This is a genomic window from Streptomyces abyssomicinicus (genome assembly GCF_008974245.1).
Taxonomy (GTDB): Bacteria; Actinomycetota; Actinomycetes; order Streptomycetales; family Streptomycetaceae; genus Streptomyces; species Streptomyces abyssomicinicus.
Genome location: NZ_BBZI01000013.1, coordinates 68,903 through 84,867, shown reverse-complemented (window position 1 = coordinate 84,867; position 15,965 = coordinate 68,903). Strand labels below are relative to the sequence as shown.

Annotated in this window: 12 protein-coding genes, 3 tRNA genes and 1 pseudogene; 10 read left to right on the top strand and 6 right to left on the bottom strand. The window is 73.1% G+C overall.

Going from position 1 to position 15,965, the window contains the following annotated elements; genetic code table 11:
* Window positions 1-82 precede the first annotated feature (82 nt).
* A pseudogene (locus GBN72_RS29580) lies at window positions 83-1,901 on the bottom strand (glycosyltransferase family 2 protein); the annotation flags it as partial.
* Between the two features lie 370 nt (window positions 1,902-2,271).
* Window positions 2,272-2,345, bottom strand: a tRNA-Lys gene (locus GBN72_RS29575).
* A 1,001-nt stretch (window positions 2,346-3,346) separates the two neighbouring features.
* Here GBN72_RS29575 and GBN72_RS35640 point away from each other — a divergent pair.
* The 3 genes from GBN72_RS35640 (at window position 3,347) to GBN72_RS29555 (ending at window position 7,019) form a co-directional block, all read left to right on the top strand.
* Entirely contained in the window at window positions 3,347-4,645 is a 1,299-nt protein-coding gene (locus GBN72_RS35640) for a peptidoglycan-binding protein (RefSeq protein WP_439959835.1), read from the top strand.
* Window positions 4,646-5,059: 414 nt separating this feature from the next.
* The gene (locus GBN72_RS29560) at window positions 5,060-6,208 is read left to right on the top strand and encodes an SPFH domain-containing protein (RefSeq protein ID WP_439959834.1); all 1,149 of its coding nucleotides are present in this window, start codon (window positions 5,060-5,062) and stop codon (window positions 6,206-6,208) included.
* Window positions 6,209-6,413: 205 nt separating this feature from the next.
* Window positions 6,414-7,019: a lytic polysaccharide monooxygenase auxiliary activity family 9 protein gene (locus GBN72_RS29555; protein ID WP_151775025.1), complete on the top strand. Its 606-nt coding sequence runs from the start codon at window positions 6,414-6,416 to the stop codon at window positions 7,017-7,019.
* Window positions 7,020-7,104: 85 nt separating this feature from the next.
* Here GBN72_RS29555 and GBN72_RS29550 read toward each other — a convergent pair.
* The 3 genes from GBN72_RS29550 to GBN72_RS29540 form a co-directional block, all read right to left on the bottom strand.
* Window positions 7,105-7,178 (bottom strand) — tRNA-Lys (locus tag GBN72_RS29550).
* Between the two features lie 128 nt (window positions 7,179-7,306).
* Complete coding sequence (locus GBN72_RS29545) at window positions 7,307-8,068, bottom strand: IclR family transcriptional regulator (protein WP_151775024.1); 762 nt, start codon at window positions 8,066-8,068, stop codon at window positions 7,307-7,309.
* A gap of 202 nt (window positions 8,069-8,270) precedes the next feature.
* Window positions 8,271-9,005, bottom strand: coding sequence for a maleate cis-trans isomerase family protein (locus GBN72_RS29540; protein WP_151775023.1), 735 nt, complete (start codon window positions 9,003-9,005; stop codon window positions 8,271-8,273).
* A gap of 134 nt (window positions 9,006-9,139) precedes the next feature.
* On the opposite strand from GBN72_RS29540, the gene ehuB reads away from it, so the two are divergent.
* From ehuB to GBN72_RS29505, 7 genes are all read left to right on the top strand, one after another.
* Window positions 9,140-10,042, top strand: coding sequence for an ectoine/hydroxyectoine ABC transporter substrate-binding protein EhuB (gene ehuB, locus GBN72_RS29535; RefSeq protein WP_151775022.1), 903 nt, complete (start codon window positions 9,140-9,142; stop codon window positions 10,040-10,042).
* Between the two features lie 8 nt (window positions 10,043-10,050).
* The gene (gene ehuC, locus GBN72_RS29530; RefSeq protein ID WP_151775189.1) at window positions 10,051-10,755 is read left to right on the top strand and encodes an ectoine/hydroxyectoine ABC transporter permease subunit EhuC; all 705 of its coding nucleotides are present in this window, start codon (window positions 10,051-10,053) and stop codon (window positions 10,753-10,755) included.
* Entirely contained in the window at window positions 10,752-11,399 is a 648-nt protein-coding gene (gene ehuD, locus GBN72_RS29525; RefSeq protein ID WP_151775021.1) for an ectoine/hydroxyectoine ABC transporter permease subunit EhuD, read from the top strand. The genes ehuC and ehuD overlap by 4 nt, the downstream gene beginning before the upstream one ends.
* A 61-nt stretch (window positions 11,400-11,460) precedes the next feature.
* Window positions 11,461-12,189, top strand: a complete 729-nt coding sequence (gene ehuA, locus GBN72_RS29520) for an ectoine/hydroxyectoine ABC transporter ATP-binding protein EhuA (protein ID WP_246213007.1) — start codon at window positions 11,461-11,463, stop codon at window positions 12,187-12,189.
* A gap of 104 nt (window positions 12,190-12,293) precedes the next feature.
* On the top strand, window positions 12,294-13,409 hold the full coding sequence (locus tag GBN72_RS29515) for an LLM class flavin-dependent oxidoreductase (RefSeq protein WP_246212988.1): 1,116 nt from the start codon (window positions 12,294-12,296) through the stop codon (window positions 13,407-13,409).
* 223 nt (window positions 13,410-13,632) lie between these two features.
* Window positions 13,633-14,019, top strand: coding sequence for a DUF8844 domain-containing protein (locus GBN72_RS29510; RefSeq protein ID WP_151775187.1), 387 nt, complete (start codon window positions 13,633-13,635; stop codon window positions 14,017-14,019).
* Window positions 14,020-14,072: 53 nt separating this feature from the next.
* A tRNA-Lys gene (locus GBN72_RS29505) sits at window positions 14,073-14,146 on the top strand.
* 19 nt (window positions 14,147-14,165) lie between these two features.
* Here the strand turns inward: GBN72_RS29505 and GBN72_RS29500 are convergent.
* Entirely contained in the window at window positions 14,166-15,677 is a 1,512-nt protein-coding gene (locus tag GBN72_RS29500) for a M6 family metalloprotease domain-containing protein (protein ID WP_151775019.1), read from the bottom strand.
* Window positions 15,678-15,965 lie beyond the last annotated feature (288 nt).

The window sequence follows — 15,965 nt, the reverse complement described above, 5'->3', positions numbered from 1 at the left end:
GCGGCGATGGCGGCGGGCACCGCCACCGGAGCCGCGGCCGCGCCGGGCGTGCTCCGGCGGCGGCGCTCCGCGCGGAGGGTGAGGCGCCACATCACGATCGGCAGTGCCGTGATCAGCAGTGCCAGGGAGGCCCAGACCACCATCGCCGGGTGCGCGTGCCCCTGCCGGAAGCCCACACCGATCGCGCCGCCGAAGACCGCGATGAAGAACAGGTGGATCCGGAACGTCCCGAACAGCGTGTCCGGGCTCGCCGAGTCACCCTTCGGCGTCACCACGAACCGGCTCCTGCGCCGCAGGACCGAGTCCAGCATCGACCGCGCGTACACCGGCGCCGACAACGCCGACATCACCATGCCGGCGACGCCGCCCGAACCCTCCGGCTCGTGCGGCGAGACGTTGTGCCGCCGGTTCCACACGTACAGCCCGATCTGCAGCGCGGAGGCGTTCCCGTACAGCATCAGCCAGACCACCGGGTCGATGTCGACGCCCGACGCGCCCAGCCCCATGAAGAGCGCGCAGCTCAGCGCCGCCAGGATCCAGTTCAGGGCGGAGATCGGATAGAAGATGATCATCATCGTGTAGTTGAAGAGCTTGCCCGGCGGCATCGACCAGAAGCCCTTCCAGTACTGCGTGAGGATCGTCTCGTACGTGCCCCGCGACCAGCGCAGCTGCTGGGTGAAGAAGTCGGTCCAGGAGTTCGGCCCCTCGCCGACCGCCAGCACGTCCGGGGTGTAGACCGACCGCCATTTGCGCCCGGTGGCCGGGTTGCGGTGGCGGTGGATCTCGAAGCCGGTCGCCATGTCCTCGGTGATCGAGTCGTACAGCCCGCCGATCTGCCGCAGCGCGGAGATCCGCACCGCGTTGGAGGTGCCGACGAACATGGGCGCGCCGTACCGGTTCCCGGCGCGCTGGATCAGCGCGTGGAACAGGAACTGCTGCGACTCGGCGGCCTTGGTGACGAAGGTGTCGTAGTTGCCGTACACCTGCGGGCCGATGACGAAGCCGACGTCCGGGTCACGGAAGAAGCCGAGCATCCGCTCCAGGTAGTTCGGCAGCGGCACGTGGTCGGTGTCGACGGAGGCGAAGAAGTCGTATGCGTCGCCGTGCGCGTCCAGCCAGGCGTTGTAGTTGCCGTGCTTGGTCTTCGCACGATGCGGCCCCTTCGCCCGGTTCCACCGCTCGACGCCCTTGCGGGAGAAGTGGCGCACGCCGAGCCGGGCGCACACCTCCTTGACCTCCGGATCGTCGCCCTCGTCGAGCAGCCAGACGTGCATCACGCCCCGGTGGCGGATCCGCACCGCCGCCTCCAGGGTCTTCGTGACCATCGCCAGCGGCTCCTTGCCCGGCACGAAGGAGGTGAGGAACGCGACCCGCGTCCCCGCCTGCGGAACCACCGGAACCGGGTCCCGGGCGACCAGGGTGGCGTGCGCGTTGGAGAGCACGTTGGCGCAGCGGAACAGCTCGATCAGGCCGATCGACACCAGCATCACGACGTCCAGCGCCGGCAGGAAGTCGTACGTCGGGTAGTCCCGTTTCGTCCAGTGCGACGGCTGCAGCAGCCAGGCCAGCAGGCCCAGGGACAGCAGCGGTGCCGCGAGCAGCATCAGCGCGACGCGGATCCGGTGCGGCTCCTGCGAGAGGAGGGACCGGTAGCGGACCGTGTACGGCTTCTCCGGATCCGGGCGGGTGAGCGGTCCGGCGAGCCGGCTGTAGTGCTCGTAGTCGTAGGCCGGCAGGGTCCGCCGCAGCCTGCGGAAGACGCCGGTGGTGGTGGTCGTGCCGGTCGCCGGCGTGTGGCCGCCCGCCGACCTCTGCTGCGGTGCGGCCACCGGCGCTCTGCGCGGCGGTGTGGTCGTGGACGCGCCGAAGTCCTGCGCGGCGCCTGTCGGCGTCGACGTCATGAAGTCATCCCCCCGCACGCCCCGTGGCGGTGCCGCGGCGCGTGTCCCGTTACGTCTCGTCCCCCCTGGCCGGCTGCTCCACGACGCCCCCCAGCGTCCGTATCGGTGCGGGGCCCCACCCCCGCCGCGGCGGCAACCGTGCGCCGCGCATGCCCAACGGCCGCGTCGACGCGGCCACTTGTGTCCAGGGTTCTACGGGTTTGAGCATGATCGCAAGATGCGCAACGCGGTCGTAACAGGTCATACGAGCCCAATGGGGCGGCCGGGGGTGAGGTTGGGGCAACTGGGACACGTGTGCGCCCCCCGGTGCTGCCGCGCTCCCACCGTGCGGGCACAGCAAAAGGCCCTCGCTTGCGCGAGGGCCTCGTCGTGCGCCGCCAGGGACTCGAACCCCGGACCCGCTGATTAAGAGTCAGCTGCTCTAACCAACTGAGCTAGCGGCGCCTGCTGACAGAGAAAACTCTACCCCACGTGGCGGGGTGCTCCCGACCACCTCACCTGCCCCTTTCGCCCCCCGTTCGTCCCGTGGAGTGGCCACGTACATCATTCGGACCGTCAACATGCGGCACGGGCGCGGGGTTGCGAGACTGGCGAACGTGCAGAAGCGCGGACATTTCCCTACGAAATGTGAGGCAGATCGCATGACGGAGCCGGCCTTCGAGGAGTTCGACCCCGCCGGAGCGTGCGACTGCGCCGGGTGCGCCCACTGGCGGCGGGCGATGCCGGGCGGGGCGGCGGGTTCCGTGCGGCATCCCGCCGGGGCCCGTGTCGTCACGGTCACGGCGGCCGCCGCCACGGCGATGACCGCGGCCCCGGCCGCCGCGGTGGCCGTCGCCGCGCCCGCTCCGGAGGCGTCCGCGCTCGCGGCGCGGGCGGAAGCGGCGCAGGTCGGCGCGTCCTCGGACGGGGACACCGCGACCGAGCCCGCGCGGGGTGGGTCTACCGAAGGCGGAGGGTCGTCCGAGCAGCCCGGGCCGGTGCGGGAGCGCGAGCACGGCGGGCCCGCCGGGGGCGGGGCGGGCTCCGAGCAGGCCGCGCAGGACGGACCGGCGCGGGGAGTGCCCGAGCAGCCGTCCGGGCCGACCGGTTCCGCTCGGGGTGACGCCGCCCGGCCGGGGACCGCGCCCGCCGGGCAGGCTCAGGCCGAGCCGGGTGGGTCCGCCGGAGAGACGGCCCCGGAGTCCGCGCCGGTGCGCAAGCGCGAGCACGGCGGGCCCGCCGGGGGCGGGACGGCCCGTGGGGAGGCCGCGCGGGGCGGACCGGCGCGGGGAGCGCCCGAGCCGTCGTCCGGGCCGACCGGTCCCGGCCGAGGCGACGCTCCCCGGCCCGGGGCCACGTCCGCCGGGCAGGTTGAGGCCCAGCCCGTGCGGGGTGGGTCCGCCGGGAGTGGGGCTGCCGAAGGCGGGCCGGCGCCCGCCGGAGAGGCGGCCCCGGAGTCCGCGCCGGTGCGCAAGCGCGAGCACGGCGGGCCCGCCGGGGGCGGGACGGCCCGTGGGGAGGCCGCGCGGGGCGGGCGCACCCAGGGCGAGGCCCCTCTCGCCGCGCCCGGCGGGCAGGCTCAGGCGGGGGCCGCGAAGGGGGCCCGCGAGGGAGCCGCGCGGGGCGGGGCTCCGTCGTCGGCGGCCGTGCCCCGGTGGCAGTCGGCGCGGCCCGGGGCGGAGACGGCGCGGCCCGGGGCGGAGACGGGGCGGGGCGGGGCGGAGACGGGGCGGGGCGGGGCCGCCTCCGCGCGGGCGGAGAAGGGGGCGGGGGAGGGCCGTGCGCTGCGGGCGGTGTCGCGAGGGGAGATCATCGAGCGGGCGCGGACCTGGGTCGAGGCCGGGGTGCCGTACGACATGGCCCGGAACTGGAGCGACGGCTACCGCCAGGACTGCTCCGGCTTCGTGTCGATGGCGTGGGACCTCCCCAGCAGCGCGTGGACCGGGAATTTGGACGACTACGCCGAGCGGATCGAGAAGGACGAACTCCGGCACGGCGACATCCTGCTCTTCCACAACCCCTCCGACCCGCAGAGCGGCTCGCACGTCGTGATCTTCGGCGGCTGGACCGACTACACCCACACCCGGTACGTCGCCTACGAGCAGACCCGTCCGCACGCCGTGCGCCGGGTGCTCGACTACCCGTACCCGGTGAACGGCGGTCGCTACGTCCCCTACCGCCACCGGGCCCTCGCCCCCGGCGGCGCGGGTGAACCGGCGTCCGCGGGTCCCGGACGGGCCGCGGCCGGCTTCCCGGGCCGGGCCCATTTCGGCCCCGGCGCCAGCAACTCCCACGTCGCCCGCCTGGGCAGGCTCCTCACCGCACGCGGCGGCGCCCGGTTCGACGCGGAGGCGGCCGGGCCCCGCTGGACCGACGCCCACCGCCGGGCCACCCGGGCGTTCCAGCGCGCCCAGGGCTGGGCGGGCAAGGAGGCCGACGGCATCCCCGGCCCGCACACCTGGCGGCTGCTCGTCACCGGCGGCGGCCGCGACATCCCGCCCGCGGGCACGCCCTCCTCCCACGGCGTCACCGGCTATCCCGGCCGGGCCGCGTTCCGCCCGGGCGCGAAGAACGCCTACGTCACCCAGCTCGGGCGACAGCTGGTGCGCAAGGGGTACGGCCGCCACTACGCCGTCGGCCCGGGGCCCGAGTGGACCGACGCCGACCGCAGGGCGGTGCGGGCGTTCCAGCGGGACCAGGGCTGGCGCGGCGGTGCGGCCGACGGCTACCCGGGGCCGGAGACCTGGCGCCGGCTCTTCTCCTGAACCGAACGAGACGCAAGCGAGACACGAGGGGCAACTGGCATGACAGCGACCACCGACGAGATCCCGGCCACGGGACCCGACCCCGACCCCGATCTCCGTGCCGGGGCCGACGCCGGGACCGGTGCCGACACCGGCTCCGTCCGGCTCGGCGCGCAGGACGGTCCCGTGCCGTCGGCCGTCCCGGCGTCCCCCGCACCATCGCCGCTGATGACGGCCCCGGCGGCGACCCCGGCGGCGACCCCGGTGCCGCCCCCGGTCGTGCCCCCGGCGCCGCCCCCGCCGGCGCCTGCCGCGGTGCCCCCAGCGGCGGTCGCCGTGGTGGGCACGGCGGCGACCGCAGCGGCGACCGCCGCCGCGACCGCCGCCGTGCCCACCGCGGCGACCGCGACCGCGACCGCCGCCGTGCCCACCCCCATGCCCACCCCCATGCCCACCCCCGTGCCCGCCGGGACGGCGACCCGGCCGCCGGGCCGGCTGATCCAGAACGAGGCCACCACCGAGATCCCCGTCCACCTGCTCTTCCGCGACGACCCGGCGACCGGCGCCCGGCCCGCCGCCGTTGCCCGCGTCGAGACCAACGGGACCATCGGCCCCCAGCGTCCGCAGCGCCCGTTCCGGCGGCGCCCCGCCCCGCTCCCCGCGGTGGCCGCCGACATCGACCCGGCCCTGGAGGAGCGGGCCGGCCGGGCCCTGCCCGGCGCGCTCGGGGCGCTGGCCGGCTCCGTCGGGGTCGCGGGCGGCGTGCTGACCACCTGGTGGACCGGCGTCGTCCCGCCGGTCGCGCTGGAGGTGGCCGGCCTGCCCGTCCCCGACGGCCAGGGGACCGGCCTCGGACTCACCCAGTGGGCCGCCTTCGCCGGCTCCGCCGCCCTCGGACTGTTCGGCTTCGGCGGTCTGGCCCGCGGCAACACCGGCCGCGCCTGGGTGCTCGGCATGTTCGGCCGCTACCGCGGCACCGTCCGCCGCACCGGGCTGCTCTGGGTCAACCCGCTGCTGCTGCGCCGCAAGGTCGACGTCCGCCTGCGGCACTGGCGCAGTGAGCCGCTGTGCGCCAACGACCCCAACGGGGTGGCGCTGCGCGTGCGGACCCTGGTGGTGTGGCGGGTGAAGGACACCGCCCGCGCCGTGCACGCCGTGGAGGACCACGAGGAGTACCTGCGCCGCTGCGTCGAGGCCGCGCTGGCCCGCATCCCGGTGGACCCGCCGATGGAACCGGCCGACGAGCGACCCGAGCAGGGCGAGGAGGAACCCGGCCTGGAGGAGGCGCTGACCGGCCAGGTCGCCGCCGACGCGAAGGCGGTCGGGCTGGAGGTCTTCGCGGTGCGGCCGATCCGCGTCGAGTACGCCCCCGAGGTGGCCGCCGTGATGCAGCGGCGGCGGATCGCCGCCCTGGACGCCCGGCAGCGCGCCGGGGTGCTCAGCGCGGTGGTCGACTCGGTCGAGGACACCGTCAACCGTCTGACCCTGCGCGGACTGGTCGAGCTGGACGACTACGAGCGCAAGGTCCTGGTGAAGGACCTGACCGTCGCGTTCTGCGCGGGACGGGGGGAGGGCGCGCCGTAACGGCGGGAGGGCCCGGGAGGGGCCGGGCGGGCCGTGGCCGCCGTCACTGCGGAAGTCGAAGGTTCCGCGCGAATCCGTAGAGCGGCCGAGATTGGTATGGACATGTTCAAGCTCCGCTTCTAGCTTGGTACTTGGTCTAGACCAACAGCACGACTCGAGATGCTCGGCACTGCTCAACGACCCCCCCTCCCTCAGGAGCGTCGGCATGCGCAAACGCACGAAGATGTACGCGGCCTCGGTCGGCCTGGCCACCGCGGGAGCCATGGTGCTCTCGACCGGTGGCGCCAGCGGCCACGGCTACACGGACCTGCCCGTCAGCCGGCAGAAGCTCTGTCAGAACGGCTCCGTCACGAACTGCGGCTCCATCCAGTGGGAGCCGCAGAGCGTCGAGGGCCCCAAGGGCTTCCCGGCCTCCGGCCCCGCCGACGGAGACATCTGCTCGGCCGGCCACTCCACCTTCAACCAGCTCGACCAGCCGAAGACCCCCTCGGGCGCGGCCTGGCCGGCCACCAAGGTCACCTCGGGACAGAGCTACACCTTCCGGTGGCAGTTCACCGCCCGGCACTCGACGACCGACTTCAGGTACTACGTCACCAAGCCAGGCTGGAACCAGAACCACGCGCTGGCCCGCTCGGACCTCAACCTGACGCCGTTCCTCACCGTGCCGTACAACAACCAGCAGCCGCCGCAGACGCTCTCGCACAGCGGAACGCTGCCCGGTGGCCTCAGCGGCCGGCACGTGATCGTGGCCGTCTGGACGGTCGCGGACACGGCCAACGCGTTCTACGCCTGCTCGGACGTCACCTTCTGATCCGTACCGACGGACGGAACGACCGCCGACCGGCGTGGACGGCAACGCCGAAGGGCCCCTCGCGAGGCGAGGGGCCCTTCTTCCGTGCGCCGCCAGGGACTCGAACCCCGGACCCGCTGATTAAGAGTCAGCTGCTCTAACCAACTGAGCTAGCGGCGCATGACTCCCGCCTTCCGCTTCCGCGGCCGGCGACGAAGAAAATACTACCCGGTCCCCGGGGGTGCTCGTGACCAGCCGGGTGGCCGGCCCGGTGACCGGCCGGTCACCCGGCCGGAGCCGGGCCATGATCAGGGCTGGAGGGACAGCGAGAGCAGCACCGGCGCGGCCTCCTGGTGGAGCCGGTCGGCGGCCCGCCGGAGGCGGTGCGCCTGGCTCACCGGCATCGACAGGGCGAGGCTGCCCACCCGCTCACCCGCGGAGAGCGCGACAGCCGCGCAGACCGTGCCCACCGCGTACTCCTGGAGGTCCAGCACCGGCGCGGACGGCGGCTGCGCCTCCAGGTGGGTGAGGAGCAGCCGCTCGCTGGTGATGGTGCGCGAGGTCAGGCGGGCCATCCGGTGGCGGGAGAGGTGGTCGCGGCGGCCGTCGCGGTCGAGCTGCCCCAGCAGGCTCTTGCCCACCGCGCTGGCGTGCGCCGCCCAGCGGAAGTCCACCCATTCGTTCACCGCGGGCGCGCCGGGACCCGCGGCGCACTGCGTGACCCGCACCTCTCCGTCGTCGTAACGGCTGAGATAGATCGCCGCCCCGACGTCGTCCCGGAGCCGGTCGAGGGTGCGCTGCAGCTTCTCGCGGAGCGCCTCCTCGTGCCCGTCCGTCGAGGTCAGGCGCGCGAAGGTGTCCCCGACGGCGTACGCGCCGTCCGGGAGACGCAGGACGTAGCCCTCACGCCTCAGCATCCGCAGCAGCGTGGTCAGGCGCCGCGGGCCGAGGTCGAGCTGACGGCCGAGTTCTGCGTCGGTGATTCCGGCGGGGTGCCGCGCCACCACGTCCAGGGCCCGCAGGGCCTCCTGGACCGGGTGGCGCGACTCGGCCGGTTCGTTCAGCGCCACGGTTTCCCCCTGCGCCAGCGTGTTCGGGCCGTTGATCCGGTCGATCGACGCGACTCACGATACCGGGGCGTACCGATCCGGACAGGGTCTTACGGCCCCGGTCGGCCCACGGGCCGCGCTTTCGCAGGTGGCATATGACAAGGGCACGCACCAATTCGGGTACCGGCGGTAATAGGCCAGGAATGAGAGGAACGGCCCCGCGTCAGACCTGCACCAGAGGCTCACGGGTGAAGAGCGCGCCCAGCTCCGGAGCGTTCACCCTGCGGTCCGTGAGGCGCAGCGCCTCCCAGGCCGCCACCTGGTTCGCCGTGAGCACCGGCTTGCCCACGGCGGCCTCCAGGGCCGGCAGCGAGGAGACCGTGTGCAGCGCGCTGTCCGGAACCAGCACCGCCTCGGCCTCCGGACGGTCGGCGGCCAGCACCAGCTCGTGGACCCGGTCCGGGCCCCACGCCGCCACATCGGCGGCCGTGGCCGCGCCCGCGCCGTGCACCGAGGTGACCCGCACCCCCGCCCCCTCCTCCAGGAAGCGGACGAACAGCTCCGCGACGTCCTCCGGATAGGTGGCCGCCACCGCCACCCGTCGCGCCCCCACCTCGCGGACCGCGTGGGCGAAGGCGAAGGAGGCGGAGGACGCCGGCATCCCCGCGGCCACCGCCAGCGACCGCACCTGCTCGCGCGAGGCGTCCCAGCCGTCCACGAAACTGCCCGCCGTGTTGACCCAGACCACCGCCTCGGCGCCCGACAGCCGCAGCTGCTCGCAGGCCTCCGCCAGCGGTCCCGGCGCGCCCGTCTCCCGCAGGACATCGACCCGCCGCACGTCCTCTCCGAGCTCGGTGTGGACCACGTCGACGCGGATGTCGCTGCCGAGCAGCTGCTCCATGCGCGGGTAGTCGTCCTCGGCCGAATGGCCCGGGTAGATGAATCCGAGTGCGGTCATGTCCAGCCTCTCCGTCACCGTCACGTGAACCGTCACCGTCGTGCGTCGCCGCAGTACCGGTCCTGTCCGGGTACCCAGCACCGCCCGGGAAACCGATCGGATTAGGCCATGGAAGCCCGGGTAGGCGCGCCGCCATGTCTTCACCTCCCTTCAAGAAGGAAAGACCACTCACCCGGCGGAGCGTGCTGGCCGCGGGGGCCGCCACGGCCGCCGCGCTCGGCGTCTCCGCCTGCAGCCGGGTCCCCACCGAGGACTCCGGGAACGGCGGTGACCTGCTGGAACGCCTGCGCGCACAGGGCGTGGTGCGGGTCGGCATCGCCGGCGAAATACCCTTCGGCTACATCGACAAGGACGGCGGCCTCACCGGCGAGGCCCCCGAGCTCGCCCGGGTGATCTTCAAGCGCCTGGGTGTCGGCTCCGTCCAGCCGGTGCCGACCGAGTTCGGCTCCCTGATACCCGGGCTCAACTCGCAGCAGTTCGACGTCGTCGCCGCCGGCATGTACGTCAACAAGGAACGCTGCGGCCAGGTGATCTTCGCCGATCCCGACTACCAGATGCTCGACTCGTTCGTCGTCCGCAAGGGCAACCCGATGGGGCTGCGCGACTACCAGGACGTCGTCGGGAAGAAGGCCAGGTTCGCCACCGGGACCGGCTACGCCGAGATCGAGTACGCGGTCGCGGCCGGCATCCCGGAGAACGAGATCCTGATCGTGCCCGACCAGGTGGCCGGACTGAACGCCGTCGAATCCGGACGCGCCGACGTGTTCGCGGGCACCGCGGTCACCACCCGCGAGGTGGTCAAGAAGTCCCGCAAGGCCGAGGCCACGAAGCCGTTCGCGCCCGTCGTGGACGGCAAGCCCCGGATCGACGGCGGCGCCTTCGCCTTCCGCCCCACCGAGACCCGGCTCCGGGACGCCTTCAACGCCGAGCTGCACAGGATGAAGAAGAGCGGCGAACTGCTGCGCGTCCTGCGGCCCTTCGGGTTCACCGAGTCGGAGATGACCGACCTGACCGCGAAGGAGCTGTGCGCCCGATGAACAGCTCGATGACCTCCGGACTCTGGGAACTGGTGCTGAACGGTGTGTGGATCACCGTCCAGCTGCTGGTGCTCAGCGCCGTCCTGGCGACCGTCGTCGCCTTCGTGGCCGGAATCGCGCGCACCCACCGGCTGTGGATCGTCCGCTTCCTGGCGGGCCTGTACACCGAGGTGTTCCGCGGCACCTCCGCGCTGATCATGATGTTCTGGGTCTTCTTCGTGATGCCCACCGCCCTCGGCTGGCAGCTGGTCCCGCTCTGGGCCGGCACGCTCGCCCTCGGCCTGACCTACGGCGCGTACGGCGCCGAGGTGGTGCGCGGCGCGATCGCCGCCGTGCCGCAGGCCCAGCGCGACGCGGGCATCGCCCTCAGCCTCACGCCCTGGCAGCGGACGCGGCTCATCCTGCTGCCGCAGTCCGTGCCCGAGATGATCCCGCCGTTCTCCAACCTCCTGGTCGAACTGCTCAAGGGCACCGCCCTGGTGTCGATCATGGGCATGGGCGACCTGGCGTTCAGCGGCAACCTGATCCGGCTGGCGCTCCAGGAGAGCACCGAGATCTACACCTACATCCTGCTCATCTACTTCGTCCTCGCCTTCCTGCTCACCCGTCTGATGCGCGGACTGGAGAAGAGCCTCAAGGTCCGGACCGGCAAGGTCGTGAGGACCGGCTCGCCCGAGGCCACGGCCGACGTGAAGGCGGGTGCTGCCGCGTGAACTGGGACTGGAACGCCGTCGCGGAGTTCATGCCGCACTTCTGGGACGGCCTGGTCGTCACCCTCCAGGCGCTGGTGCTGGGCTCCCTGCTCTCCTTCACCCTCGGCCTGGTGTGGACGCTGCTGATGCGGGTCCCCACCCGATGGGTGCGCTGGCCCGTCGGCGTGTTCACCGAGTTCGTCCGGAACACGCCGCTGCTGGTGCAGCTCTTCTTCCTCTTCTACGTGCTGCCGGAGTGGGGCCTGACCTTCTCCGCCCTCACCATGGGCGTCATCGGCCTCGGCCTGCACTACTCGACCTACACCATGCAGGTCTACCGGGCCGGCATCGAGGGCGTGCCGGTGGGCCAGTGGGAGGCGGCCAAGGCGCTCAACCTGCCGCTGCGCCGCACCTGGACCGCGGTCGTCCTGCCGCAGGCCGTCCGGCGGGTGGTGCCCGCGCTGGGCAACTACGTGATCTCCATGCTCAAGGACACGCCGCTGCTGATGACCATCACCGTCCTGGAGATGCTCGGCGAGGCGCGGCTCTTCTCGCAGCACGCCTTCGAGTTCACCGAGCCGGTCACGGTGATTGGTGTGGCCTTCATCGTCATCTCCTACCTCGCCTCCCTTCTCCTGCGATCCCTGGAGCGACGCCTTGTCTGACACCCTCCCCACCCCCGATCCCGCGGCGCCGGCGCCCGCCGCCACCGCGCCCGCGGGCGAGCTGATCCGGTTCGACGGCGTGACCAAGCGGTTCGGCGAGAACACGGTGCTGGACCGGCTGGACTTCTCCGTCGAGGCCGGCAAGCACGTCACCCTCATCGGCCCCTCCGGCTCCGGCAAGACCACCATCCTGCGGATGCTGATGACGCTCACCAGGCCCGACGAGGGCACCATCACCGTCGACGGCAGGCGGCTGTACCCGGCCAAGCGCCGCGAGGTCGCCGAGGTGCGCAAGAACATCGGCATGGTGTTCCAGCAGTTCAACCTCTTCCCCAACATGAAGGTGCTGCGCAACGTCACCGAGGCGCCGGTCACCGTGCTGGGCCTGTCCAAGGACGAGGCCGAGGCGCGGGCGCGCGAGCTGCTGGAGCTGGTCGGGCTCGCCGACAAGTGCGACGTGTACCCCTCGCAGCTGTCCGGCGGCCAGCAGCAGCGGGTCGCCATCGCCCGCGCGCTGGCGATGCGGCCGCAGGTGCTGCTGCTCGACGAGGTGACCTCCGCGCTCGACCCCGAGCTGGTGGCCGGCGTGCTGGACGTGCTGCGCGACATCGCCCGGTCCACCGACATCACCATGCTCTGCGTCACGCACGAGATGAACTTCGCGCGGGACATCTCCGACGACGTGCTGATGTTCGACGGCGGCAAGGTCATCGAGTCCGGCCCGCCGGAGCGGATCTTCGAGGACCCGACGCACGCGCGGACCCGGGAGTTCCTGGGCGCGGTGCTCTGACGCCCCCGGGCGGACCCGACGCGGCGGGGCGGTGGCGGAATAGGCCACCGCCCCGCCGCGTTGTCCACCTCCGCACGGCGAAGCGGCGAAGAGGGAGTACGACGGTGACAGATACGACGGTGACGGAGCAGGCGGAAGAGATCCGCGGCACGGTCCACGGCAGCGCGCCCGTCCCCCTCTCCGTCCTCGACCTGGTCACCGTCGGCGCGGGCCACACCGCGAGCGACGCGCTGGCCACCTCGGTGCGGATCGCGCGGCTCGCCGAGTCGCGCGGGTTCGAGCGGTACTGGGTCGCCGAGCACCACTCCATGCCGGGCGTCGCCTCCAGCTCGCCGGCGGTGATCCTCGCCTACCTGGCCGCGCGGACCGAGCGGATCCGGCTGGGCTCCGGCGGCGTCATGCTGCCCAACCACGCCCCGCTGGTGATCGCCGAGCAGTTCGGCACGCTGGAGGCGATGGCCCCGGGGCGCGTCGACCTCGGCCTCGGCCGCGCCCCCGGCACCGACGGCGCCACCGCGGCCGCGCTGCGGCGCACCGACCGGCTGCACGAGGGGGCCGACGACTTCCCCCAGCAGCTTGCCGAGCTGCTCCGCTTCCTCGACGACGACTTCCCGGACGGCCACCCCTACGCCCGCATCCACGCGGTGCCGGGCCCGGTGCAGGCGACCTCGCCGGGCGGGGTGCAGTCGGCCCACCGCCCGCCGGTGTGGCTGCTGGGATCCTCCGGGTTCTCCGCGCGGCTGGCCGGCGCGCTCGGGCTGCCGTTCGCCTTCGCCCACCACTTCTCGGCGCAGAACACCGTCCCGGCGCTGGACCTGTACCGGGAGTCGTTCCGGCCGTCGGCGGTGCTGGACCAGCCGTACGCGCTGATCGGGGTCTCGGCGCTGGCCGCCGACGAGGAGGGCGAGGCCCGGCGCCAGGTCAGGGCGGCGGCGCTCAACATGCTCCGCCTCCGTTCCGGACGCCCCGGGCTCGTCCCCACGCCGGAGGAGGCGGAGGCGTACCCCTGGACCGAGGCGGAGTCGCTCTTCGTGGAGTCCTGGAACGAGAACGTCGTGCACGGGACGGGGCAGCAGGTCCGGGAGGGGCTGGACGCGCTGCAGAAGCGCACCGGGGCCGACGAGCTGATGCTCACGGCCAACGCCCACGGCCCCGACGTCCGCGTCCGCTCCTACGAGCTCATCGCCGACGCGTACAGCCTCCCCGGCACCTCCTCCTGACCCTTCGGGCCCGGCCGGCCCTTCGGCCCGCCCGGCCCGTCCGACCCGATCGTCGGACCTGACCCGTCCGGTCCTGGTTCTCCCGGCGGCCGTGGCCCGCCCGCCCGCGCCGGGGCGGGCGGGCGCGCCGGGGTGGGGAAGCCGGGGCCAAAGGCGGGGGTTGCGGGGGGCGGGACAATGGATGGCGGTGGACGAGAACGCACGCGAGGAAACGGAGAACCGCATGGCGGAGCACACGCCGCGACAGCACACCCCGCGGCTACGCCCCGCGCCCCTGCTCTTCGAGCCGACGGCCGCGGCCGCCGACCCTGAGCACTTCTTCGATCTCGAGTCGATCGAGGACCCCCGGGCGCTGCTCTCCCGGGCGACGGAACTCACGCTCGCCTTCCGCGCGGCCGCCGACCGCGCGGTCGAGTACCAGGCGATGGCCGCCGCCCAGCTCGCCGACCCCCGCCGCTTCGACCGGCTCTCCACCGCCGACATCGCGGCCCGCGCGGACTGGACCGAGGACTACGCGCTGAAGATGGTCGAATTCGGCCGTGACCTGCTCCGCGGCGTCGAGGACGCCCCCGGCCCGGCCGGTCACCGCGGCTCCGCCGGACCTGCCTGAATATCGATTTCTCGTCACGCGGATCGGGGTGCTAATGTCTACGACGTCAGCAGGCGCCGCTAGCTCAGTTGGTTAGAGCAGCTGACTCTTAATCAGCGGGTCCGGGGTTCGAGTCCCTGGCGGCGCACCGACACCGGAGGCCCGGTTCACGGAAACGTGGACCGGGCCTCCGGCGTTTCCGGCGTCCCGCGGCGCTCCGGGGGGCCCAGGCGCTCCGGGGAGGCATCCCCGGCCGTCGTCGGCGTGATCTGCACCGTCCACGCCCCCGACGCCGTGCGCCCCTCCACCCGTACCCGCACGCCCTCCTGCGCCACGGTGAAGGTCTCCCCGGCGGCCACCGGCGCGTCGGCGAGCGGCGGGTACACCGAGCTGTCGTGGCAGGCCGAGGTCCCGGGATGGGAGTCCACCACCTCCACCGGGCCCTTCCCGGAGTCGGTGCCCCCGTTCACCCGGTACACCAGCACGCCTTCCGCGCACGTCGTGGCGTCGTTGCCGACGGGCCCGCGCGCCTCGAAGGCCAGCACGCTGTCCGGCCCGGTCCGCACCACCGCCAGCTTGGTGCCGCCGCCCAGGCCGAAGTACGGCACGGCGGCGCCGGCGCCGGACGTCGCGAAGGCGTCCGCGCCGAACGCGCCGGCCTCCTGCGGACGCCGTCCCGGCAGCCGGTTCTCCGGCCCGGCGGCGGCCTCCGCCGGGTCCGGTGCGCCGGGTGCGCCGGGCGCGCCGGACCCGGGGCCGCCCACCCCCAGTGGCTCCAGGGTGAGCCGGGTGGAGCCCTGGACACAGCTGATCTGGTCCGGTTCGAGCCAGCCCAGCTTCCACTTGTGCCAGCCGAGGAGGTCCGGCGCGAGACCGAACTGGCTGCCCATGAGGTCCCAGTCGCCCACATGGGTGTCCCAGTCGCCCTTGCCGTCCACCGGCCGGTGGTACAGGTCGGGCAGGTCCAGCACGTGACCGGTCTCGTGGGCCAGCACCAGCCGGTCCGGGGGGTGCTTCTCGAAGACCGTGACGACCCGCCGCAGGTCCGTGCCGTCGGCCCGCAGCGGGGTGGAGAGGTTGACGACCTTCGTGGCGTCCGCGTTCACGCCCGGCGCGTCCGGGTCGGCGACCAGGTACACGATGTCGTACCGCGAGAAGTCGACCACCGGGTCGGCGACGGAGAGCGCGTCGCGCAGGTAGGCGGCGCGCCGGGAGGAGCTCCAGTCGCGCTCCATGGCGTACTCCGTGGAGGCCTGCGGCATGCGCAGCCAGGTGCGCTCCGGGTGCGGGCGGACCGTGAAGCGGCCGTAGGAGGCCCGCTCGAAGTACCGACTGGTGAGCGGAAAATGGTCGGCCACCAATTCCCCGGGAGTGGTGAGCGGGTCCGAGTCTGGGAAGGAAAGAAACACCATCACCGCGTCGAGGGGCCGCGTGGGGCGGGGGTAGTGGGCGTTCCAGGTGTCCAGCCCCTCGGAGTGGTGGGCCGAGGTGCGCTCCAGCGCACAGGGTTCCAGGCCGGTTCCTGCGGCGGAGGGGTGGGCGACGATGGATGTGGCGGCGAGAGCGGACAGGGTGGTGGTCACGGCCGCCGTGGTCCGCATGCCCGGACGACGGCGGAACCCCTTGAGGAAGGGGAGTGGACACGGCACGTCTACCTCCGGGCGCGATTTCCGGGACACCGCACCCAGACTGTGTGATGGTGTTCAGAGATGCCCTGTTCGTCTGACCCGGAAGGGTGAGCGGCGACCTGTGCACACCGGTGGCCCGGCCGGGACTCGAACGGAGCTTCGGTCACGGAACGTCACAATTGATCGGCCGATGAAGCAACGTGTCCATTTATGGACGCAAGCGATCTGTCGCTGGGGTGGTTTGCCCCGGTGCGGAAATGAACGGCTGGAAGGGCCTGAGGGCTGCCTCTATGATCGGCACACTTTCCAGACTCTTCCTGACCCGGACTACCCATACGA